We start from the raw sequence: 20,963 nt of genomic DNA on the forward strand, positions 1-20,963 counted from the left end.
GGGGCCATCAAGACTTTTCTCGTCAACTTTCTTGGGATTGCGCCATTCACCTGCTAAATTAGCGGATGGTACTGGTTGTATACCATCTGGTAGTCGCGATAAGGTTTTCGCCATAGTTCCGCGTGGGTATCGAGGATCCGACGCTTGCAATACGACACGCCTGCCGCCCCCGCAGTGCGCGAGATGCTGGAGCGAGTGCTCCGCAGCGAGACCTTTGGCCGTTCCGAGCGGGCGCGGAACCTCCTCCGATACTTGATCGACCGCGAGCAGGCGGGCGAGGCCGAGCGCCTCAAGGGCTTCGCCATTGCGATGGACGTGTTCGGCAAGGATGCCGAGTTCGACCCGTCGACCGACGCGGTGGTGCGTGTCCAGGCCGGACGCCTGCGCGAGCTTCTCGATCAGTACTATGCGAGCGAAGGAACCAGTGATCCCGTCAGGGTCACCATTCCGCGCGGCAGCTACGTTCCGGCCTACCAGATCGTGTCCGCGCCGAGCCCTTCCATCGCGCCCGAGCCGGCGGAGGATATCATTCTCGCCGAAGGGCCGGTCGACATCCCGGCTTCGAGCGAATCGTCCCCAGTCGCGGACGAACAGGCGCCTCTCAGTCCACAATTGGCCCGCCATGTGCGCATGTTCTGGATGGCGCTCGGCGCCATCATCGCCATGCTGGGTTTCCTCGTATTGCGTATCACCCTCCCACAGGAGGGTGTGCAGGAAGCCGCCATGGCTGGTGGGGGGAGAGGCTTTTCCACGGCCAGCATCGGGCCATCCTATCCGATCGAGACACTGCCCACGGTGCACATATCGACGGATGCCGCCGACGCCGACTCGGCCAAGCTGGCCACGATTTTTAGGGCGGGGCTCGCAGGCTTCGATACGGTCGAGTTCATCGCCCGCGAGCACAATCCCGGAGGGGCGGAAGCTAAGACTCCAGGGCGGGATTTCGTTTTCGATATCAGCCCGTTGCCCGCCGCCGGCAATGTTGTCGTTGAGCTTCAGCACGGCTCGTCGGGCGCCGTTCTGGTTTCGCGGCAATTCGCCCCGTCCGCGAGCAGCCGCGAAGAGCTCGACGACCAGGTGGCGGACATGCTCAGTTCGACGGTGCCGGTTTCCGGCGTGATCTACGGCTTCATCGAGCAGAGGAAGCTGCAATCGGGCCTGACCGAATGTCTGCTCCTCAACGACAACTACTATCTCGACCAGACGCCGGAAAAGCACCGTGCCGCATATGATTGCTTCCAGCGGCTTCTCGACGCCGGTGCGAAATCGCCCCTGATCTATTCAGAGCTTGCGGCACTTGTCCTGGAGACGATCACCGATGGTTACGCCTATCCTTCGGGAGCGACCCTCGAGCAGGCCATGGATTTCGCGCATCGCGGGGTTCTCGCCGGCGCGACCAGCCCTTATGCTCATCGCGCCTATGGTTTCATTCTCGGCCGCAACGGCAATACGGCCGAGTCGATCCGCTGGATGAGAAAAGCCTATGAGCTGAACACCTATGATCTCAGCATGGCCGCAGCCTACGGTTATGCGCTGATCTATTCGGGCGATTATGCGGACGGCAGCCCGATCATGGAAAGGGCGGTCGAGGCTTCGAGCTCGCATCCGAGCTGGTGGGACTACTCTCTCTTCCTCGGCAAATTCATGCTGGGAGACATGAAGAGGGCAGCGAGCGCGACGGAAGCGCTGATATCCGGCAAGCGTCCGCACTACCTCGCCGCTCGCATCATCGCCGCTCACTGGGAGGGAAACCAGCGCCAGACCGAGATTTTGGTCAAGGAATTGGCTGACACATACCCGGAATTCATCAAGGATCCTCGCTCCGCGCTGGAGAAATCCAGCTATCCGCCGGATCTTACCGAAAAGCTCGTCCAGGCATTGCGAGCCGCCGGGCTCGGAAGCGCGAGTTGAGGCAACCAAACGGGGGAAAAGTGAATCACGAGCTTTTTGCGCGCCGGACCGGCGAAGGTTCGCAGGTGGTCGTGTTGCTTCATGGCTTCGGCGGCTCGCACAAGGTCTGGACAGCGGTGCAGGGTGCGCTCTCCGACAGGGCGAGAGTGATCGCTTACGACCTTCCGGGCCACGGCGAATCGCTCGCTTGGTCGGGAGGTGGCCCAGTCAAGGTCGCGGTGAAGGCCGTTCTCGACGATCTCTCACGTAGAGGACTGCAGCGCGTCCATCTCGTCGGTCATTCGATGGGCGGTGCTGTTGCCACGATTGCTGCATCGAGCGAGCCGGACCGCGTCTCTTCGCTGACCCTCCTTGCGCCCGGCGGCTTCGGTCCCGAAATCAATCACCGCCTGCTAGCCCGCTATGCGGCAGCCCGAACCGAGATGGAGATTCGGACAGCGCTCGAGAGAATGATCGGCTTCAACAGCCCGCTATCCCAAGACATGGAGCGTGGCTGTTTCGCGCTTCGCGAACTGCCGGGGCAGACCGAAAAGCTGATTGAGATCTGCGGGCTGATATGCCGGGACGGCAAGCAGGGAGTCATTCCGCGTGAATGGCTGGCGGGGCTGACCATGCCTGTCGCGACCGTCTGGGGCAAGCTGGACGGCGTGCTTCCCATCCATCAGGCGGACGACCTGCCACCGCACTTCGCGCTTCATCGTGTCGACGGCGCCGGCCACATGCTGATCGACGAAGTGCCCGAGCTGGTCGTGGAGGTGATCCGGCGACAGCTCGGGCCCGAGCCGTGAGGGTCAGGTTCGCTTGAAAGCGCCGTTCTCCCAGCCCTCGAACTTGCCGGTGAAGAAGTCGACCTTCTTGTAACCCAGGACGTTGAGCACCGTATAGCTGTGCGAGAGCTGAAGGCCGCCGCGCGTGAACAGTACGACGCGCTTGTCCGGCGTGACGCCTGCGTCCGCATAGATTTTCCTGAGCTGTTCGGCCGGCAGGAGCACGCGATCCCTATCGAACGTCGAGTCCCAGTAGACGTTGACGGCACCCGGTATGTGTCCCGCCGCGAAGTCGGAGGGCGAGCGCACGTCGACGACGACAACCTTGGGGTCGCCGGCCAGCGCCTTGACCTGCTTCTCGTCGAGGAATTGCGGGCTGCCGTCCGTTCCGGCGTTCGGCGTGCCCTCGAACGTATAGTTGGCGAGCGAGACCTGTTGTCCGGAACGCGGGTCGCGGCTCCACTCGTCCCAGCTCGCGTCATAAAGGACGACGTTCTTGTAGCCGAGGTTCTTCAGGGCAAGATAGTTGTTGGCCGCCGCCACCCCGCTGCCGCAATAGGAGACGACTTCCTGGTCGGGCTTCACGCCTTTGGATTCCAGAAGCGCGGTGAGAACGGGCTCCGACTGCAGCGTGGCGTTCTTGTTGAGCAGGCTCGCGGCGGGAAGCGCCTGGGCGCCCGGAATATGCCCGTCGGCATAGGCATCTTCGTTGCGTCCGTCGATGATGATCGCGTCGGAGGCGCCGATCTTGCCCGCGACATAGCTCTTGTCGACGCGGATGTCCTTCTTGCGGTCGAGCTTGAAGTCGGTGGCGGAAGTGACGACGGGATCGGTCGAAAGCGCTTCGGACCATGCCGCGACGCCACCGTCCAGCACGTGTGTCTTGTCACCGAGGCCGGCATATTCGAAGGCGACATAGGCGCGGCCGGGCAGTGCAGTGGTGTCGTAAATCAGGATCGTGTCGCCATAGCTCAGCCCTGCGGCGCCGAATTCCTTCTCGAACGTCGCGTCGCTCGCGAATTCATTGCGGATGCCGTCGCTCTCGGACACGTTGAGCTTTTGCCAGGGCAGGTTCACCGCGCCGGGAATATGGCCCTTGGCATAGGCTTGGGCGGACCGCACGTCGACGATCTTTGCGCCCGCGGCGATAAGTTGCTTGGCCTGCAGCGCCGAAACGATGATCGGCAGCGCCGTTTCTGCATGCGCCGCGGTTATGCCGGATACGAGGCCCGAAGGGATGGCGGTCAGCGCGATGGCACCGAAGGCACCTGCGAGCAGGTGTGAACGGAAAGTTGTGGTCGACATGGCAACTACCTCTGCTTGGAAGGATGCCCCGATTTGCCTACAGGCATTGCCGGAACTGAAGACGCAGGATTGCCAATTTCGCGCCGCCTGTAGCACGTTTTTCTAAGCTCCTGCGGGCTGGTTCAGCGATACGGTCGCGGTTCCCAACCGGTGAGCGCCTGTTCCCATCCGGGGAACCAGATCAGGAGCTGCGTTTGGATCGACCTGTCCCAGCCCGTCAGGATGGCGAGGCCGGTCAAGACCAGGATCGAGCCCATCGCGCGCTGTAAAAGAACAGCATTGGCCTGGAGCCAGCGGAGACGCGTAACGAGGCCGCGCCCGCCGACGAGCACCGCCGCCATCGGCAGCGCCGTGCCGAGGGAGAAGGCAAGCGCCACGGCTGCCGCACCGGCGCTCACCTGCTGGTTCAGCGCAAGCGTGATGACGGATGCCATGATCGGTCCGACGCAGGGGCTCCACGCCAAGCCGAGCCCGGCGCCGACCGCCAATCCGCCAAGGAGCCCGCTGTGGGATCCGCCCTTGCCTCTCGGCAGTCGGCCGACGAGCGCGCCCACATGGCGCTCGAATGTATGATGGAAGGGGGGAACCGCGAGCAGGAGTCCGAGCGCGACCAGGATTGCTGACGCCAGAATCCGATTGATATCAGGGGGCAGGCCAAGCGAGCGGACGAGGAAGTTCAGCGCCAGCGTTGCAAGCGTGAAGCTGCCGACGAAGCCGATCACGACGCCCAGCGGACGGGATCTGCCCTCCTGCGCCGCTGTGGCGAAGATCACCGGCAACAGCGGCAGGACGCAGGGCGACAGGACGGTGACGACGCCCGCCAGGAAAGCCAATCCGATGGTGACAGGCATGCAGGGGGATCAGAACGAGGTGTTCGCGTTCAAGCCGGCGACGCCTCCGCCGTTCCACAATTTGGTGGCATTGCCTTTCTCGTCGAGCAACACGAATGTGTCCTGATAGGTGATCCCGAACTTCGCTTTCAGACCCGCCTCTTTGTCGTAGTCGGCAACGACGAGCGTGATGTCCGGATTGACGTCTGCCCATCGGGCGTTGAGTTCGCTCACGGTCGCGCGACAGTTCGGACACCAGCTTGCAAAAAAGAACACTACGGTTTTCCCCTTGGCGGCGAGCGCGTTGAGCGCCGTCTCGTTCTCGAAGTCGACAACGACGGCGCGCGGCGCGGCTGTTTCGACCGGCTTCGTCGCAGTGGTTTCGGACGCCGGCTGGGAGAAAGCCGTCGGCATCCCGAGGGCAAGGCCCGCAAAGAAGACGGATCGAAGCAGATGTGAGGGCATAGGAGCTTCCTTGCGCGACCGGCAGCAGTGGCATGATAAGAAATAGGAGCAAAACACCGACGGGGGGAAGGAACCGGTTTTCACCCCGAGACGAAGATGCGACATGGATTTTTCTTCGCCATCCACAACGGAGGCGGCCGAGCATTTGCTTGGCGAGGGTAGGCGGCGAATTGCGTGTTTTTCCGGAAGCTTTATGTTAATGCTTGCTTAAGTGCGCAGTGGAGTGCCGTGCGTCCGTTTGCGGGCCGACGCGGCTGAGCGCGAGGTCCGGACGATGAGCGACGCAAGCGAGAAGGTGACTGCGATCGACAAGGCGCGAAAACTTTCCGACGTCATTCGGGAAGTGAAAAACGCTGCCGCCGATCGTGATGATGTCGTCGTGGAGATGCGCGAAGCACAGCGCATGCGCCTCGAAATGTTGGCCACCGAGCTTCAACCGGTCTTCGAGGATGTGCCTGGCGAGGTCGAGAATTTCGATTTCGTCATTTCGTCGGGCCTGCAGCCACGCTTGTGGATCGACGCCGTGAGCCACGTTACCATGGGACGCGACCGGCGCACCTATCGTTTCCTCAAGGACACACGACTTGGCCGGGTCGTGCTCGCCGAATCCACCGATATGAAGCCGGTCGCCGATCAGGTCACGCGTTACATCGCCGAGCGTCTGGTCGAGCGCCAGCGGCTTATGGAAGGCGCCGCCGAGCCGGTGCTTCCGGGCGCTGGCAGCGAAAGCGGCAACAAGAATAGACCCAGGTCCTCGCGTGCCTGGTGGCCCGTGCTGTCCGCCTTGCTGATTGTCCTGGCCGGGGCGTTGGTCGGATTTCTCCTCACCGGCACGCTCCTATGGGACAGGCTTTCCCCGCTGTGGACTAGCTTCTGAGCATGGCAGGCTTCTCCGCGGCTTCCGGATAGAGCTCGACCGCTGAAAGTTCGGATGGCGGCAAGGCCGCACCGGTCAACCCTCGGCGCATCAGCTTGACGCGCCAGTTTTCAGGCGAGCCTGAGATCTCCATGAGATTGAATTGAGCGGCCGGCTTGAGACCGCCCAGAGACTGACCGGCTGCGGCGACACCGATGACCGGAACCGCCTGCCCGCCCGGTCCTTCGATCGTCCCTTCGCTGGGCAAATGGGAATGGCCATGCAGCACGAGTTCGGCACCGTGAGAGTGCACGACGTTCTGGAAGCGTTGGATGCCGAACAGCCGCTTGTGGGGGGAGACCGCACCGCGCAGCGGCGGATGATGGATCATGACGACGCGAAAAAGGCCGAGGCGGCCCGCCTCGTCGAGCAGCCTAGCGAGCCGGCGCGCTTGGCGTTCCCGAAAGAAACCTGTCGCCATGAAAGGCGCCGTGGCGCGCGCCGAGCTCACGCCGATGAGCGCAACGTTGCCCCTTATTCTCATGTAAGGAAACGCCCGCCGGTCGGCGGGCGGGCCGCTGTCGTCGCCTGTCATCCAAGCGCCCCAGGCGCGACAGACCTTGTCGAAGGCGCCGGGTACGTAGGCATCGTGGTTGCCCGGCACGACCGAGACGTCATGGGGATCGCCGAGCAGCCCCAGCCATTGCCGCGCCATATCGATCTCGATGTCGAGCGCGAGGTTGACGAGGTCTCCCGTGACGGCAATGTGGTCGGGCTCGGCCGCCTTCATATCGGCGATGATGGCGTCGATCACACTGTCATGCAGGAAGCGCCGACGATTGCGGTGCCAATTGACATAACCAAGCGCCCGCTTGGAGACGAGTTGATAATATTCTACATCGGGAAGCGGCCCGAGATGGATGTCTGAAAGATGCGCAAGCCTGAACATGGCCCTTCTTAGATCAGGACCGACCGGAGTTGAACTGGCTTCGTCGCGCACGAGCGATGAGGAGGAAGCACGATTCCGCCAGACGGGTTGGCCCGGCTTGCGCGCCAGGCTCTTCCATCTTTATTTCGTGTTGCGACGGCCGATGACGCTCGGCGCCCGCGGCCTCGTTCACGACGCCGCCTCCAATTCCGTCTTCCTGATCCGCCATACCTACGTGCCAGGCTGGCAACTGCCGGGCGGAGGCGTTGAAACGGGAGAGACGATGGAGGAGGCGCTGGTGCGCGAATTGGAGGAGGAGGGCAATATCGAGCTCCTAGGGCCGCCGGTCCTGCGCTCGATGCACTACAATGCGCGGTCGAGCCGGCGTGACCATGTCGGCTTCTACCTAGTCACCAGCTTTCGCCAGAGCGCCCCGAAGCTGCGGGATCGCGAGATTGCCGAAGCGCGTTTCTTTCCGCTCGACCGGCTGCCGGATGCGACCACGCCCGCCACGCTGCGACGCATCAGGGAAGTCTTTGAAGGAGCTGCGGTCTCGAAATACTGGTGATCTTTCGAGGCCCGCTTCGCGGGCACCTCAGGATGAGGGGCGTAGCGCCAACCTGTCCGATCCCGAGGTGCGAGCGAAGCGAACCTCGAAGGATGCACTACGCTTTGCCGAACCGCGCCCGGTCGTGCGGTGCGCCATAGTCGATCTCGGGCCCTTTCGGTACGATCAGGGTTGGATTCACCGTTCCGTGGCTGCCGTAATAGTGTTTCTTGATGTGCTCGATGTCGACGGTCTCCGCAATGCCTGGGATCTGATAGAGATCGCGCAGATAATTCGAAAGGTTCGGGTATTCGGCGATACGCCGCAGATTGCACTTGAAGTGGCCGACATAAACCGGGTCGAAGCGCAAGAGCGTCGTGAACAGCCGCCAGTCTGCCTCGGTGATCCGGTTCCCCGTCAGGTAGCGCTGCCTGGAAAGGCGCTCTTCCAGCGTGTCGAGCGCGGCGAATACGTCGTCGAAGGCCTCTTCATAGGCTTCCTGGCTGGTGGCGAAGCCGGCGCGGTAGACACCGTTATTCACCGCCGGATAGATCATCGCGTTCAAGGCGTCGATCTCGTCCCGCAACGCCTCGGGATAGAAGTCGAGCGAAGGGTCGCTCCATTCGTCGAAAGCCGAGTTCAGCATGCGGATGATCTCGGCTGATTCATTGGAGACGACCGTCTGCCACTGCTTGTCCCACAGGACCGGCACCGTTACCCGGCCGGAATAGGCAGGATCGGCCTTGGTGTAGATCTGGTGCAGGAACTCCAGGCCATAGAGGTGGTCGCCTGTGCCGCCGTCCTTCGCAAGGAACGTCCAGCCGTCCTTGCCAAGATGATGATGGACCACCGAGATCGAGATCGCGTCCTCGAGCCTCTTCAGTTTGCGGAAGATCAGCGTTCGATGGGCCCATGGGCAGGCAAGCGAGACATAGAGATGATAGCGGCCCGGCTCTGCCTTGAAGCCGCCTTTGCCGCTCGGGCCGGCAGAGCCGTCACGGGTTATCCAGTTGCGGAACTGTGACCGCGAACGCTCGAAACGGCCGCCCGTCTCCTCGGTTGAATACCAGACGTCGTGCCATTTCCCTTCGACAAGCAATCCCATCAGCTCGATTCCCTTTTGATTCTCGCCCCTGATGTAATCGGAAAGGGCGGTATCGCCAGGGGCATGGGATGAACGCATCGTCAACATGCCGGGTTCGATGCAAAATTTTTTAACGGCCCCATGGACGAGGCCGCAAATGGATGCTAGCGGGATTCATCATGTCACCTGTCTTCATGATCCGGATCGACCGACGACGAATTGGCGCCAGCGCTTGAACGAGCGCTGAACCCGCGGGGCCATCCGGCGCTGCGGTCGACCAATTCGCAAGATCGAACGGACGAGAAGACCATGAATGCCGACGACGTGACGTATCTGCCGGAAGCTCCGGCGCACGATCCTGAAATCGAAGAGATCAACGCGGAAGCCTTTGGGCCGGGACGCTTTGTTCGCGCTGCCTATCACATCCGTGAAGGTGGGCCGCACGAGCGTCAACTGTCCTTCGTTGCAATGCATGACGGCGCGGTCGTGGCGTCCGTCAGAATGACACGCGTCGCTGCCGGCGAGGGCAGGGCGCTGATGCTTGGGCCGCTCGCGGTGAAGCCGGCATACAAGAACATCGGCATCGGCCGGCGGCTGGTGAAGATGGCGCTGGAGACGGCCGGACAGGCTGGCGCCGGCGCGGTGATATTGGTGGGCGACGAACCTTATTACGGTCCTCTCGGCTTCAAGCGCATTCCTCGCGGCCAGATCTCCATGCCGCGGCCGGTCGATCTCGCGAGATTGCTCGCGGTCGAGATCAAGCCCGGCACCGTCGCGCTCCTGTCAGGTATGGTCGATCACGAGGATCGTCTGAAAGTGCCGGCGTAGGGGAGCCGCATTACGGCTTGGACGGTCGGCGTGGGTGTCGCCTCTCATCCCCTGCCTTCTTCTCATCTCACATGGCCCGCCCACCATATTGGGCATCCAACGCACAAGTGTGGGATTCTGAACTCATCCATCGGCAACTCCGACCGAGTTATAGTTCTCGCCGATGTACAAGAATATGAGTGAGTGTCGGAAGCACGGTTCTATCAAAGAAGCGTCATTCGCCCATGCCCTGAGCGGCGACGATCCCGGGCCGATACGCGGCTCAGGATGTCGAGGTGACTGGCCGGCTGGTCGAGGTGACTGGCCGGCTGGTCGAGGTGACTGGCCGGCTGGATGCGGGTGAACGTGGGAGGAAGGGCGCGCTCCTGTCCAGGGCAGCGGGGACCATGCACAAGGTGGAACAAACTTGACCACAGCATCGGACGAACCTCAACCGCTCACACTCATCGAGGCGCTGACCCCCGTCGCGAGCCTGATCGTCCTGATCGCTCTCTCCTACTACCTGTTCGGCGAGGCCGGAGCGGCGGGACCGACTCAGGTCGCGCTTGTCGTCGCCACCATGATCGCGGTGCTTATAGCTTGGCGGCGCGGCCATTCGCTGGCCGCGCTTCATGCGGCGGCGATCGAGAGTGTCAGTTCCGGTATCGGCGCCATCTTCATTCTTTTCTCGGTGGGCGCTCTGATCGGCACCTGGGCGCTCAGCGGCACGCTTATCGCGATGGTCTATTATGGAATGCAACTGCTCAGCCCTGCCTATTTCTACATGACCGCGGCTCTCATTTGCGCCGTCGTCTCGTTCTGCATCGGCAGTTCCTGGACCGTGGTCGGTACCATCGGCATCGGCCTCGTGGGCATAGCACTCAACATCGACATGGACCCGGCCATCACCGCAGGGGCAGTGATCTCGGGCGCATATTTCGGAGATACGACCTCGCCCCTGTCGGATTCCGCAAATCTCGCCGCCGGGATCGCGGGCGTCGACCTCTATCAACATGTCCGCGAGACCGCCCTCACGTCCGCCGTGGCATTGGCGATCGCGCTCGCCTTCTTCTGGCTGCTCGGCAGACCCGCCGAATTCGACACGAGCGACAAGGTCGCCGCCATCCAAAGCACGTTCGACATGTCCCTGCTGCTGTTCCTGCCGCTCGTCGTCGTCGTGGTCTTGGCGCTGCTCAAACTTCCACCGTTCACCACGATCTTCATAGGCGCGCTCGTGGCGGGTGTGCTCGCCGCCGTCGTCGCGCCTGAGCGCGTGGTCGCCTTCGCCAGGCTCGCCGGACGCGAGGACCTGCCGACGTGGCTCGCCTACATCAAGGGGGTCTGGCTCGCCCTGGCGAGCGGGTATGTCTCAGGCACAGGCTATCCGGATATCGACCAGCTTCTGACGCGTGGCGGCATGGCCAGCATGCTGAACACGGTCTGGCTGATCGTTACCGCGCTTGCCTTCGGTGGGGTGGTCGAGAAAGCCGGCGTGCTCGACAAACTGATTACCCCGGTCATCGACATGGTCAGATCCGCCGGCGCTTTGATAGCATCCATGGTCGCGGCCGTGTTCGCGACCAATATCGTCACGGCCGACCAGTATATTGCCATCGTTCTGCCGGGGCGGATGTTCAAAACGGCATTCGCACAGCGCGGCTTCGCACCTGTCGTCCTTTCGCGTGCCGTCGGCGGTGCCGCCACGCCGACTTCCGCGCTCGTTCCCTGGAACAGCTGCGGAGCCTACATGGCCGCGACTCTGGGGGTGGCGACGCTCAGCTACGCTCCCTATGCGATCTTCAGCATCGTGAGCCCGTTCCTGGTCATCGCGGTCGCTTTCGCCGGCGTACGGATGCCACGGGGCTCCGGTGCACCGTCCCAGCCCTCGCAATGAAGCAAGCCCGCTAAAACCTTTGAGCGGACCGTATCACCGCCCCTCGCGATACCACATAGAGCCGAACGCGAGCAGAAGCAGGCCAAGGCCCAGGAAGCCGGCGAAGAGAGGCACGCGGCTTACCGATTTCAGCACGCTGTCGTTGGTGGTCCTCAGCCCGATCCAGTCGCCTCCTGTCGTCGAGCTTGTGCTGCGTACCGGCACGATATCGGGCACGTCGAGGCCAGTCGTACCTTGCAGCCGGCGCACGCTGCCGCCCGTTGCCTCGGCGAAGGGCTGCAGGACCTCCTCGGTGGAAACGACGTCCGCAAATTCGGGAGCGTTGACGGGACCGACATGAGCAAGCGCGGAGAGGTCGCCATTGCCCACCTGGTAAAGGCCGATCTCGTCGGTCTCCACACTGCCCGTGAAAAGGCCGGGCGTAGATGACGAAAGCGGCACGTTGAGCGTCTTGCCGCTCGGCGTGATCACCCGTGCCGGGCCCGGGTCGTCGGTCATGGTCTGTCGGCTGATGTCGAGCGTCATTCCGCGGCCGGCGGCGGTGAGACGTTCCTCCTCCAGCTCGGGCTCCTTCATCAGCCAGTGGGCGATGCGCCTATAGAGCTGGACATGCGGGCCTCCGCCCTCGAAGCCACGGGCCCACAGCCAGCCCTGATCGGAGAGGAACATGCCGACGCGGCCTTCGCCCTTGCGGTTGAGGATCAGCAGCGGCCGATCGTCCGGGCCCTTCATCACCGTCTCGCCCTCGGGTCGGTCGATACCGATCAGCCGAAACCACCGACTCCAATGCGGCGGCTCGACGGAAGATCCCTCCAGGCCTCTTGTCACCGGGTGACGCTTCCCAAGCTCGGTGAGCCGCGGATAGAAACCCTGCTCGACCACTTCGCCCGTGGGGAGTCCGGGCAGCGCAGCGATCAGAGGGGTCTTGGAGATCGACTGCTCGCCGGCATATTCCGGCCCGGCTGCGATCAAAAGCGCGCCGCCCTTTTCGACATATTCGGCGATGTAGTCGTAATAGAGGATCGGCAGCACGTCCCTGTGTTGATAGCGATCGAAGATGATCAGGTCGAAGTCGTTGATCTTCTCGACGAACAGCTCGCGGGTCGGGAAGGCGATCAGCGACAATTCGTTGATCGGCGTCCCGTCCTGCTTCTCCGGCGGCCGCAGGATGGTGAAGTGGACGAGATCGACCGAAGCGTCGGATTTCAACAGGTTGCGCCATGTGCGCTCACCGGCGTGGGGCTCGCCTGAGACCAGAAGCACCCGAAGGTTCTCCCGAATTCCGTCCACGAGGGCGATCGCGCGGTTGTTGGTGTCGGTCAATTCGCCGGGCACCCGCTCGATCGACAGTTCCACGATGTTGCGTCCCGCGTTCGGAATGGTGATGTCGAGCGGAATCTCCTGGCCGATGGGCGCCTGCTCGACGGAGACCTGCTCGCCATTGATCGAGACCCGCACGTGGGCGGTGCCGGTTTCTCCCGTGCTGTCGATGATGCGATATGTCATTTCGAGCGGCTTGCCCACGATACCGAAGCGTGGCGCTCTCTCGAACCGTATGCGGCGGTCCTTTTCGTCTTCCTGACCGGTGACCAGCGCATGCAGCGGTGCATGAAAGTTGGCGGCGCTCTGCGGGACATCATGGACCTGGCCGTCGGTGATCATCACCGCGCCGGCGATGCGCGAAGGTGGCACGTCGCGCAAGGCGCCTTCCAGCGCGCCGAAGAGCCTCGTCTGCGTACGTTCGTCGGCGGCGTCCGCATTGCCCGCCTCGACGACACGAACGTCGAATTGTTTGAACCTGCCAAGCTTCTCCTGCAGAGCCGCGAGCGCGGCATCCGTCTCTTCGGTCCGCTGGCCGATGTCCTGGCTTTGGCTCCGGTCGACGACAACCGCCACTACACTTTTCAGCGGTTCGCGTTCCTCGTCCAGCAGGACCGGGTTGATCAGCGCCGCCGCAAGCGCCGCCAGGGCGACCAGCCGCAGCATTGATCCGCGTTGCCTGAATAGGAGCCCGACGAGGGCCAGGACCGCCAGCGGCACCAGCACGGCGGCGAGCCATATCCATGGCAGGAGCGGTTCGAGGGCGACCGACCAGTTCATGCTACTGCCCCAGCCTTTCGAGAAGGATCGGCACGTGCACCTGATCGGATTTGTAGTTGCCGGTCAGCATGTACATCATGATGTTGACGCCGGCCCGCAGCGCGTAGATCCGCTGCATGGGGTCGGCTGGCACCGTCGGCAACATGGGATCGCCGTTCTCGTCGATAGCCCAGGCGCCTGCGAAGTCATTGGCGGTGATCATGATCGGCGACACGCCGTCGCCGGTTCGGACCGGTCGGTTGTCGGTGTTGGTCGCGTCGAGAGATGTCTCCACCCAGAGCGGGCTACCGTTGAACCGGCCGGGAAATTCCGGAAGGATGAAGAAAGCCTTGGTCAGCACATGGTCCTGCGGCACAGGTTCCAGTGGCGGAACGTTGAGATCGCCTAGAATGTCGCGCAGGCGCTCCGTCGCGGCGCTAGTGGAACCGTCGAGGCCCGAGGCGAACTGATCGCGCGTGTCGAAAAGCACCGTTCCGCCCTGCTTCATATAGGCGTCGATACGCGCGATGGCCGCGTCCGACGGCATGGCGGCGGACGGATCGATCGGCCAATAGAGCAGGGGGTAGAAGGCGAGTTCATCCTTGGCGATGTCGACTCCGGCCGGTTCACCCGGTTCGAGTGCTGTCTTTTCGGCAAGGAACCGAGAGAGACCCGTCAACCCGGCGCGGCTGATCGAGTCGACAGCCGCGTCGCCAGTCACCACGTAGGCAAGACGAGTGACGGAGATCGCGTCCACCGCGTCGGCATCCGTCGGTCGTGCGTCCTGCGCGGCGGCACGGTCCGGTCCACCGAGGAACAGGCCGGCCGCGACCAGGACGAGCGCCGCCGTTGCGCTCCCGGGTGCTGTCTTTCGCGCGCGCCGGGAGAGGAACCCACCCATCCAGAGGACGGCAAGCGTGTCGAGCACCATGAGAAGCAGCGCTGCGGCCAAGAGAGGGCCTTTCATGTCTCGCGATTCGTCGAAAGCATAGCGCAACTCGGTCACTGGAGCGGGAAGCTGTGGCCGAGCGATGGGAGTCAAGGCAGCGTCGGCCCTGAGTAGGTTGTGGGCGACCACGCCTTCCTCGCCGCCATAGAGGCCGGGAGGATTCTCGATCGTCACCTCGGCATCAGGGCCAGGAACGAGCGGCTTGGTATCGGGCGAAGGGGGCACGAGAGCGCCATTGGCGGCGATCATCCGATAAGGAGGCAGCGCTCCCGCGCTTGCGGCGCCGCTGGCGGCAGCCGCGCCCTGATTGCGCGACATCTGCACGAGGCGCCGAAGCATGTCGACGAAGCTGCCGGAAATCGGCAAGGTCGACCATGTCGCCTCGGGTGTCACATGGAAAAGGACGACAGTACCCTTCTCACGACCGGCACCCGTGACGAGAGGTGTCCCGTCGGCGAGGTTCGCCCATGTTCGCTCGACGATGTCGGGTGTCGGTTCGGCCAGGATCTGGCGCGTCACCGTGACTTCCCTCGGCGGCGTCAGGTCGGCAAAGGGGCCTGTCGGGGGAAAATCGCTGACCGGCTGGGGCGTGGTCCAGGACAAGGTGCCGCCCAGGGAGCGCTCGCCGAGACGGAGGCGTACGGGCAGCAACTCCTCGTCGTTTTCCGCCGCGGCCATGCGCGAACCCGCGAAACGGACAAGCGTACCGCCATTGTGCAGCCATTCGGTCAGTTGTTCGTGCGCGTTTGCCGGAATGGTGCCGATGTCAGCCATGATGATCATCGCCGGCTTCTGCTCCAGCAATTGGGGGATTGCTTCGGCAAGGTCGGAACTTGGCGGCACGACGAGATCCGCGAAGGGTTCGAGGGCGCGGCGGATGTAATAGAGCGGTGACAGCAGCGGCTGCGCCTGATCGGCCTCGGCCTGGGAGAGAAGGCCGACGCGTCGGCGCTTCGAGCTTTCGTCGAGAACGCGGACGGCTCCGGCCTGCGGCTCGCCGTCGATCGCAATGGCGGCGAAATCGTTGCGCAACTCGAACGGCACGACCATGCGTCCAGTAGCGGTCGTCTCGCCCGGGCCGAAGGTAAGGGTCGCATCGGCTATGCGCCGGCCCTTGTCGTCGAAGGCTCCCGCGGTCGCGTTGCGCGGCCCGGGATCACCGGGCGCGCGGATCGCGGTCAGGGTGAAGCCCTCCACCGCGTTCTCGGCTCCAGTCAAGCCGGCAAGACCGAGCCGGTCGGGCACCGCCCACACAAGACGAGACGGATCGTGCCCCAGGAGCGTATCGAATGCCTGTGAATCGCCTTCGGCGGCGAGACCGTCGGACAGCACGGCCACGCTCGCGCCGGGTATGGCCTGCAGCGCCGCCGCGACGCGAGCATACACGGCAGGCCGATCGACCGGCACCGGGCGCGGCGCGGCCGCGCGCAGCCGGTCGCGTGCCGCTTCCGGATCGAACGGACCGATGTCGGCGTTGGGTCTTTCTGCAGTGAAGGCGAGCAACACCGGGACGCCGCTGGCGGCGGCATCGTCGACAAGCCGTTCCGCGGTGGCTATGCGTCGGTCCCAGTCAGGCGCGCTCGCCCAGCCATTGTCGACGACGAGCGCTAGAGCCGGGCCGCCGGCAGGCAACTCCTGGCGTGGATTGAAGACAGGTTCGGCTAGCGCGAGCACGATGAGAGCGGCCATGAGCAGGCGAAGCAGTGTCAGCCACCAAGGACTGCGGTGCGGTGTCTCCTCGCGTCTCAGCACGCGCGCCAGGATCTTGAGAGGAGGGAAGACCTCTCTCTGCGGCATCGGGGGCGTCAACCGCAACAGCCACCAGATCACGGGCAGGGCAAGCAGGCCCCACAGGACCATCGGCGCGCCGAAGGAAAACGAAAGCCAACTCATGCGCCCGTCCTCGCGGCATAGCCGCTGTCGGCGGTCATGGCCATGTGCACGCGCACCAGGGCGTCGGAGGCCAGCCGGTCGGTGTGGTTGACCGTGTAGCTCCAGCCCAGCCGCTTGCACCATCCCGCGAGCTCCTGCCGGCGTGCGGCATAGAGCAGGCGATATTCCTCGCCGAGCGTTTCAGCACGGCCAGCCGTCAACTTGTCGCCGGATTCGGGATCGGTGAATTCCGTACGGCCGGCATAAGGGAAGGTCTCCTCTGCGGGGTCGGCGACCTCGATCAGATGGGCGCGTACCCCATGTCGTGCCAGTACGTCGAGCCAGGCCTTGGTGTCCTCGACAGGATCGAGGAAGTCGCTGGCGATGATGATGTCGGAAAAACGGCGTATGCCGGAAAGATCGGGCCTAGACGGTAAAACCGACGCCTGGGCGAGTTGCGCGGCCAGCCGTTCCGCGCCGCTGCGCGCGGTGAACGGATCTGTGAGGCCCGGCCAGGCTATGCGCTCGCCGCTACGCGACAGGAGTTCCGCGAGTGCCAGGATGAGCACCAGCGCGCGCGATTCCTTGGAAATCGCCGCTCCGCTCGATTTATAGAGCATCGAGGCCGACGGGTCGGCCCACAGCCAAACCGTATGGGCAGCCTCCCATTCGCGGTCCCGCACATAGGTGTGATCGTCGCGCGCGGAGCGGCGCCAATCGATTCGGGCGATAGCGTCTCCTTCGACATAGGGCCGAAATTGCCAGAAATTCTCGCCGATGCCGCGCTTGCGGCGTCCGTGCCAGCCGGCGATTACCGTGTTGACGATTCGGCGCGCCTCGACCAGCAGATCCGGGACGAGCGACGCGCGTATGCGGCCGCGGGCAAGCGCTTCACGCGTGGCAGTCGGGGCGGTGGCTTCACCGATCCGCGCCATCAAGCCTGTGGCCTCGATGCCGTCATGTTCAGCCCTGCGCCTTCACCAGTCGGGCGATCACGTCCCGCACACTCATGCCTTCGGCGCGGGCGGCGAACGTCAAGGCCATGCGGTGCTGGAGCACCGGTTCAGCCAGGGCCAGCACGTCGTCGACCGAAGGGGCGAGCCGCCCGTCGTAGAGGGCGCGAGCACGGGCGCATAGAGTCAGCGCCTGGCTGGCGCGGGGGCCGGGGCCCCAGGCAACATGCTTGTCCGTCTCCACGTTGCCCTGGCCGGGGCGTGCCGAACGGACCAGGTTCAGGATTGCCTCGACCACGCTTTCCGGCACCGGCATGCGGCGGATCAGCAGCTGGATCGCCTTCAACCGGGCGGGGTCGAGCACATTTTTCGGGCTGGCATCCTCGACACCGGTCGTTTCGAGAAGGATCCGCCGCTCCGCCGCGATATCGGGGTAAAGGATATCGATCTGCATCAGGAAGCGGTCGAGCTGAGCCTCGGGAAGGGGATAGGTGCCTTCCTGTTCCAACGGATTCTGGGTGGCGAGCACGTGGAAGGGAGAGGGCAGGTCATGGCGCGCGCCTGCCACCGTGACGTGATATTCCTGCATCGACTGGAGCAACGCCGACTGCGTGCGGGGGCTCGCCCGGTTGATCTCGTCCGCCATCAGCAACTGCGCGAAGATCGGGCCGGGGATAAAGCGAAACGATCGCCGGCCGTTCTCGTCCTGCTCCATCACCTCGGAACCGATGATGTCGGAGGGCATCAAGTCCGGCGTGAACTGCACGCGACGAGAGTCAAGACCGAGCACGACGCCGAGCGTCTCCACCAGCTTTGTCTTGGCGAGGCCGGGAACGCCGACAAGCAGGGCATGGCCGCCGGCCAACAACGCTACCAGCGAGCGCTCGACCACGCTTTCCTGGCCGAAAATCACGCGGCCGACGCCCTCGCGGACCTTGGAGATATCGTCAAGGGCCTTTTCGGCCTCCGCGATCATCTCGCGCTCGCCGATCGCCGCTTCCTTGATCATCACGCTCATCAGGCGGATCCCCTTGTTCGTCCAGGACACCCGGTCCCAGGCACGATCCTCGGCTCGCACCTTGGCGGCGTCACTTCGGTGAACTTAAATCACCCTTCCTTGCTGACAAGCGCGACAACAGTGACTATTTCGTGACCATGACCGCCGAACAGGACGACGCCAACAGGAGTCTGACGGGGGCCTCCGACGCCCAGGGGCTGGAGGCGCTCATCTCGCGTGCGGCCCGGGCCGGCAAAGGTCTTCCTCCCGTAGAGCGTTGGAATCCCGATTTTTGCGGCGATCTCGACATGGAGATCCGTCCCGACGGAACCTGGTTCTATCTGGGCACCCCGATCGGGCGCATGCCGCTGGTCCAGCTCTTTTCGACCGTGCTGCGCAAGGACGAGGATGGTCGAACCTACCTCGTCACGCCGGTGGAAAAAGTCGGCATCCGCGTGGTCGACGCGCCCTTCGTGGTCGTGGAGATGAATGTGTCGGGTATCGGCGATGAACGGGTCATCACCTTCCGGACCAATGTCGGCGACGTGGTCGAGGTGGGGCCGGACCATCCGCTTCGTTTCGTGGACGAAGACGAGACCGGAGGCCTGAAACCCTATGTGCTGGTGCGCGGACGCCTCGAGGCGCTGGTTGCGCGCCCGGTCATGTATGAGCTCGTCGAGCACGGCGAAGAGATCGATGTCGGCGGCATGTCGATGTTCGCCGTGCGCTCCAACGGGCAGGTCTATCCGATCATGCCGATGGAGAAGCTCAGGGAGCTGAGCGCCTGAATATGGACGACGCGCCGGCCAAGCTGTTCTCCCCAAAGGATTTTCGCATCCGCGCGGCGTTGGAGCGCGGTCTCGAGGGCGGTGCCGACTATGGCGATCACCGATGGAATCCCGGCATAGAGCCGCTTTTTTTCCAAAGGCCGTTGCGCGATGCAGCTGTACTCGTCCCCGTCGTCGATCATGGCGAGCAGGCTACCCTGCTCCTCACCAAGCGTGCCGAGCAACTGAGAAGCCATTCAGGGCAGGTCGCTTTCCCCGGCGGTCGAATCGACCCGACCGACGGCTCGCCCGAAGAGGCAGCCCTGCGCGAAGCCGAAGAGGAAATCGGCCTCGATCGCAGCTTCGTCGACGTGATCGGGCGCATGCCGGATTATGTTTCGGGCAGCGGCTACCGGATCGCACCGGTCTTATCCGTCGTGCGCCCGGGTTTCTTCCTGACCATAAACCGGGATGAGGTCGACGATGCCTTCGAGGTCCCTTTGTCGTTCCTGATGGATCCTGCCAATCACAGCCGGGATAGCCGGATGTGGGAAAACAAAGAACGGTTCTTCTACACCATGCCCTATGGCGAAAGGTATATCTGGGGCGTCACAGCGGGCATCATCCGCACGCTCTACGAAAGGCTCTATGCGTGAGCGTCGGGGTTTCGATCGCCGGAGCACAGTGGCTGTCCGACGAGCGCCTGCAGAAGCTCCTGGCGGCGCTGTCGCAAGGCGGGGATCTGGCGCGTATCGCGGGGGGAGCGGTCCGCAACGCGCTGCTCGGCACAAGCGTCTCGGATATTGACATCGCCACGACGACCTCACCGGAGGAGACGGCTCGCCGGGCTCAGGCTGCCGGCTTCAAAGCAGTCCCCACGGGCGCCGAGCACGGCACAATCACCGTGATCGCCGACGGGCGGCCATTCGAGGTTACCACGCTTCGCGCCGACGTCGAGACGGATGGGCGCAGGGCAAAGGTGGCGTTCGGGCGCGACTGGCGAGAGGACGCGGCACGGCGCGACTTCACCATCAATGCGCTTTACGCCGATGCCGATGGCACAGTGATAGACTATGTCGGTGGCGTGGCCGACATTGAGAGCCGGACGCTGCGCTTCATCGGTGATGCGGAGACGCGCATTCACGAAGACTATTTGCGCATTCTGCGCTTTTTCCGGTTTTTCGCCTGGTATGGGGCCGGCCGGCCAGACGCGGAAGGGTTGAAGGCCTGCGCGCGGCTCAAGCATGGGCTGGACAGGCTGTCGGTCGAGCGGATCTGGACGGAACTGAAGAAGTTGCTCGCTGCTCCAGATCCCTCGCGGGCGCTTCTTTGGATGCGCCAGGCCGGGGTGCTGACGAAGGTTCTGCCGGAGAGCGAGAAATGGGGCATCGACGCCATCCATGGCGTGGTCAAGGCCGGCGCCGATCTCGGCTGGGAACCGGATGCGGTGCTCCGGCTGGAGGCCCTGGTTCCGCCGGATCCGGCCCGTGTCGCAACACTGGCGGAGCGGCTGAAGCTTTCGAATGCGGAAGCGGAGCGGCTCGCCGGCTGGGCGACTGCGCCGCGACTTGGGTCGACGACGAGCGAGGCAATGCTCGCAAAAGCGCTTTATCGCGGTGACCGCCAGGGTCTCGTGGACCGCTTGAGGCTTGACCTTGCCGCCGCACGTTGGCGCGCCGTTCAGGACGACGCCGCGCTCGTCGAAGCCGGAGGATATTCGCGCCTGCTGCGTTTTGCGCAAAAATGGCGAAAACCCGCCTTTCCCATTAATGGGGGAGATCTTCTGGCGCTCGGTGTGCCAAAAGGTCCAGACATTGGCAAGCTGCTCGGCGAACTCGAAACAGCCTGGGTCGAGTCGGGTTTTACCTTGGAACGCAACGTGCTGCTCGAGCGGGCCGCCCGCCGCCCACGATCCTAGTCATCGAAGAACGGCCGGGGCCGCGCGCCCTGTT

19 protein-coding genes are annotated in these 20,963 nt (G+C 63.7%); 10 read left to right on the forward strand and 9 right to left on the reverse strand.

The genetic code is table 11. The features are described 5' to 3' along the window. The first annotated feature begins 144 nt into the window (after positions 1-144). Positions 145-1,911, forward strand: coding sequence for a tetratricopeptide repeat protein (locus tag ACCO56_RS06720; protein WP_433638897.1), 1,767 nt, complete (start codon positions 145-147; stop codon positions 1,909-1,911). A gap of 20 nt (positions 1,912-1,931) precedes the next feature. Next, on the forward strand, positions 1,932-2,699 hold the full coding sequence (locus tag ACCO56_RS06725) for an alpha/beta fold hydrolase (protein ID WP_433638900.1): 768 nt from the start codon (positions 1,932-1,934) through the stop codon (positions 2,697-2,699). A 3-nt stretch (positions 2,700-2,702) separates the two neighbouring features. Here the strand turns inward: ACCO56_RS06725 and ACCO56_RS06730 are convergent, their stop codons facing one another. The 3 genes from ACCO56_RS06730 to ACCO56_RS06740 all read right to left on the reverse strand — a co-directional run bounded on the left by ACCO56_RS06730 (position 2,703) and on the right by ACCO56_RS06740 (position 5,278). Then, positions 2,703-3,983 carry a rhodanese-like domain-containing protein gene (locus ACCO56_RS06730; protein WP_433638902.1) on the reverse strand — a complete coding sequence of 427 codons (1,281 nt, stop codon included), beginning with the start codon at positions 3,981-3,983 and terminating at the stop codon, positions 2,703-2,705. A 122-nt stretch (positions 3,984-4,105) separates the two neighbouring features. Further along, entirely contained in the window at positions 4,106-4,834 is a 729-nt protein-coding gene (locus ACCO56_RS06735) for a cytochrome c biogenesis CcdA family protein (RefSeq protein ID WP_433638905.1), read from the reverse strand. Between the two features lie 9 nt (positions 4,835-4,843). Continuing rightward, positions 4,844-5,278 (reverse strand): TlpA family protein disulfide reductase, encoded by a 435-nt coding sequence (locus ACCO56_RS06740; RefSeq protein ID WP_433638907.1) that lies wholly within the window; start codon positions 5,276-5,278, stop codon positions 4,844-4,846. Between the two features lie 274 nt (positions 5,279-5,552). On the opposite strand from ACCO56_RS06740, the gene ACCO56_RS06745 reads away from it, so the two are divergent. Next, positions 5,553-6,155, forward strand: coding sequence for a hypothetical protein (locus tag ACCO56_RS06745; RefSeq protein ID WP_433638909.1), 603 nt, complete (start codon positions 5,553-5,555; stop codon positions 6,153-6,155). Here the strand turns inward: ACCO56_RS06745 and ACCO56_RS06750 are convergent. Then, positions 6,145-7,083: a metallophosphoesterase family protein gene (locus ACCO56_RS06750; RefSeq protein ID WP_433638911.1), complete on the reverse strand. Its 939-nt coding sequence runs from the start codon at positions 7,081-7,083 to the stop codon at positions 6,145-6,147. The genes ACCO56_RS06745 and ACCO56_RS06750 overlap by 11 nt on opposite strands. Here ACCO56_RS06750 and ACCO56_RS06755 point away from each other — a divergent pair. Then, a complete protein-coding gene (locus ACCO56_RS06755) occupies positions 7,082-7,630 on the forward strand; it encodes an NUDIX domain-containing protein (RefSeq protein ID WP_433638913.1) in 549 nt (182 codons plus the stop codon). The two genes, ACCO56_RS06750 and ACCO56_RS06755, sit on opposite strands and share 2 nt — an antisense overlap. A 97-nt stretch (positions 7,631-7,727) precedes the next feature. Here ACCO56_RS06755 and ACCO56_RS06760 read toward each other — a convergent pair whose 3' ends face one another. Then, positions 7,728-8,714, reverse strand: a complete 987-nt coding sequence (locus ACCO56_RS06760) for a glutathione S-transferase family protein (protein ID WP_433639787.1) — start codon at positions 8,712-8,714, stop codon at positions 7,728-7,730. Between the two features lie 288 nt (positions 8,715-9,002). Between ACCO56_RS06760 and ACCO56_RS06765 the strand changes: the two genes are divergently transcribed. The 3 genes from ACCO56_RS06765 (at position 9,003) to ACCO56_RS06775 (ending at position 11,394) form a co-directional block, all read left to right on the forward strand. After that, complete coding sequence (locus ACCO56_RS06765) at positions 9,003-9,521, forward strand: GNAT family N-acetyltransferase (RefSeq protein WP_433638914.1); 519 nt, start codon at positions 9,003-9,005, stop codon at positions 9,519-9,521. 275 nt (positions 9,522-9,796) lie between these two features. Next, entirely contained in the window at positions 9,797-9,931 is a 135-nt protein-coding gene (locus tag ACCO56_RS06770) for a hypothetical protein (protein WP_433638917.1), read from the forward strand. Beyond that, the gene (locus tag ACCO56_RS06775; protein WP_433638920.1) at positions 9,928-11,394 is read left to right on the forward strand and encodes a Na+/H+ antiporter NhaC family protein; all 1,467 of its coding nucleotides are present in this window, start codon (positions 9,928-9,930) and stop codon (positions 11,392-11,394) included. The genes ACCO56_RS06770 and ACCO56_RS06775 overlap by 4 nt, the downstream gene beginning before the upstream one ends. Before the next feature lie 33 nt (positions 11,395-11,427). Here ACCO56_RS06775 and ACCO56_RS06780 read toward each other — a convergent pair whose 3' ends face one another. Genes ACCO56_RS06780 through ACCO56_RS06795 form a run of 4 tightly spaced genes read right to left on the reverse strand, consistent with a single transcriptional unit; the run spans position 11,428 to position 18,265 of the window. Continuing rightward, positions 11,428-13,494, reverse strand: a complete 2,067-nt coding sequence (locus ACCO56_RS06780; protein WP_433638922.1) for a hypothetical protein — start codon at positions 13,492-13,494, stop codon at positions 11,428-11,430. A gap of 1 nt (position 13,495) precedes the next feature. After that, positions 13,496-16,315 (reverse strand): DUF4159 domain-containing protein, encoded by a 2,820-nt coding sequence (locus ACCO56_RS06785; RefSeq protein ID WP_433638924.1) that lies wholly within the window; start codon positions 16,313-16,315, stop codon positions 13,496-13,498. Beyond that, on the reverse strand, positions 16,312-17,229 hold the full coding sequence (locus ACCO56_RS06790) for a DUF58 domain-containing protein (RefSeq protein WP_433638926.1): 918 nt from the start codon (positions 17,227-17,229) through the stop codon (positions 16,312-16,314). The genes ACCO56_RS06785 and ACCO56_RS06790 overlap by 4 nt, the downstream gene beginning before the upstream one ends. 28 nt (positions 17,230-17,257) lie before the next feature. Continuing rightward, positions 17,258-18,265 (reverse strand): AAA family ATPase, encoded by a 1,008-nt coding sequence (locus ACCO56_RS06795; protein ID WP_433638928.1) that lies wholly within the window; start codon positions 18,263-18,265, stop codon positions 17,258-17,260. A 137-nt stretch (positions 18,266-18,402) separates the two neighbouring features. Here ACCO56_RS06795 and ACCO56_RS06800 point away from each other — a divergent pair, with 137 nt between their 5' ends. Genes ACCO56_RS06800 through ACCO56_RS06810 form a run of 3 tightly spaced genes read left to right on the forward strand, consistent with a single transcriptional unit; the run spans position 18,403 to position 20,929 of the window. Further along, positions 18,403-19,032 carry a DUF1285 domain-containing protein gene (locus tag ACCO56_RS06800; RefSeq protein ID WP_433639789.1) on the forward strand — a complete coding sequence of 210 codons (630 nt, stop codon included), beginning with the start codon at positions 18,403-18,405 and terminating at the stop codon, positions 19,030-19,032. Between the two features lie 2 nt (positions 19,033-19,034). Next, positions 19,035-19,667, forward strand: coding sequence for a CoA pyrophosphatase (locus ACCO56_RS06805; RefSeq protein WP_433638929.1), 633 nt, complete (start codon positions 19,035-19,037; stop codon positions 19,665-19,667). Further along, on the forward strand, positions 19,664-20,929 hold the full coding sequence (locus tag ACCO56_RS06810) for a CCA tRNA nucleotidyltransferase (RefSeq protein ID WP_433638932.1): 1,266 nt from the start codon (positions 19,664-19,666) through the stop codon (positions 20,927-20,929). The genes ACCO56_RS06805 and ACCO56_RS06810 overlap by 4 nt, the downstream gene beginning before the upstream one ends. The last annotated feature ends 34 nt before the right edge of the window (positions 20,930-20,963 follow it).

Origin of the sequence: Mesorhizobium sp. 1B3 (assembly GCF_050958605.1) — a bacterium.
Lineage (GTDB): Bacteria > Pseudomonadota > Alphaproteobacteria > Rhizobiales > Rhizobiaceae.

What these genes read in the sequence shown, in the direction of transcription:
- ACCO56_RS06755 (WP_433638913.1), top strand. Translation starts at nt 7,082, where the DNA reads ATGGCCCTTCTTAGATCAGGACCGACCGGAGTTGAACTGGCTTCGTCG.
- ACCO56_RS06795 (WP_433638928.1), bottom strand. Translation starts at nt 18,265, where the DNA reads ATGAGCGTGATGATCAAGGAAGCGGCGATCGGCGAGCGCGAGATGATC.
- ACCO56_RS06800 (WP_433639789.1), top strand. Translation starts at nt 18,403, where the DNA reads ATGACCGCCGAACAGGACGACGCCAACAGGAGTCTGACGGGGGCCTCC.
- ACCO56_RS06785 (WP_433638924.1), bottom strand. Translation starts at nt 16,315, where the DNA reads ATGAGTTGGCTTTCGTTTTCCTTCGGCGCGCCGATGGTCCTGTGGGGC.
- ACCO56_RS06740 (WP_433638907.1), bottom strand. Translation starts at nt 5,278, where the DNA reads ATGCCCTCACATCTGCTTCGATCCGTCTTCTTTGCGGGCCTTGCCCTC.
- ACCO56_RS06750 (WP_433638911.1), bottom strand. Translation starts at nt 7,083, where the DNA reads ATGTTCAGGCTTGCGCATCTTTCAGACATCCATCTCGGGCCGCTTCCC.
- ACCO56_RS06760 (WP_433639787.1), bottom strand. Translation starts at nt 8,714, where the DNA reads ATGGGATTGCTTGTCGAAGGGAAATGGCACGACGTCTGGTATTCAACC.
- ACCO56_RS06805 (WP_433638929.1), top strand. Translation starts at nt 19,035, where the DNA reads ATGGACGACGCGCCGGCCAAGCTGTTCTCCCCAAAGGATTTTCGCATC.
- ACCO56_RS06735 (WP_433638905.1), bottom strand. Translation starts at nt 4,834, where the DNA reads ATGCCTGTCACCATCGGATTGGCTTTCCTGGCGGGCGTCGTCACCGTC.
- ACCO56_RS06780 (WP_433638922.1), bottom strand. Translation starts at nt 13,494, where the DNA reads ATGAACTGGTCGGTCGCCCTCGAACCGCTCCTGCCATGGATATGGCTC.
- ACCO56_RS06790 (WP_433638926.1), bottom strand. Translation starts at nt 17,229, where the DNA reads ATGGCGCGGATCGGTGAAGCCACCGCCCCGACTGCCACGCGTGAAGCG.
- ACCO56_RS06730 (WP_433638902.1), bottom strand. Translation starts at nt 3,983, where the DNA reads ATGTCGACCACAACTTTCCGTTCACACCTGCTCGCAGGTGCCTTCGGT.
- ACCO56_RS06745 (WP_433638909.1), top strand. Translation starts at nt 5,553, where the DNA reads ATGAGCGACGCAAGCGAGAAGGTGACTGCGATCGACAAGGCGCGAAAA.
- ACCO56_RS06765 (WP_433638914.1), top strand. Translation starts at nt 9,003, where the DNA reads ATGAATGCCGACGACGTGACGTATCTGCCGGAAGCTCCGGCGCACGAT.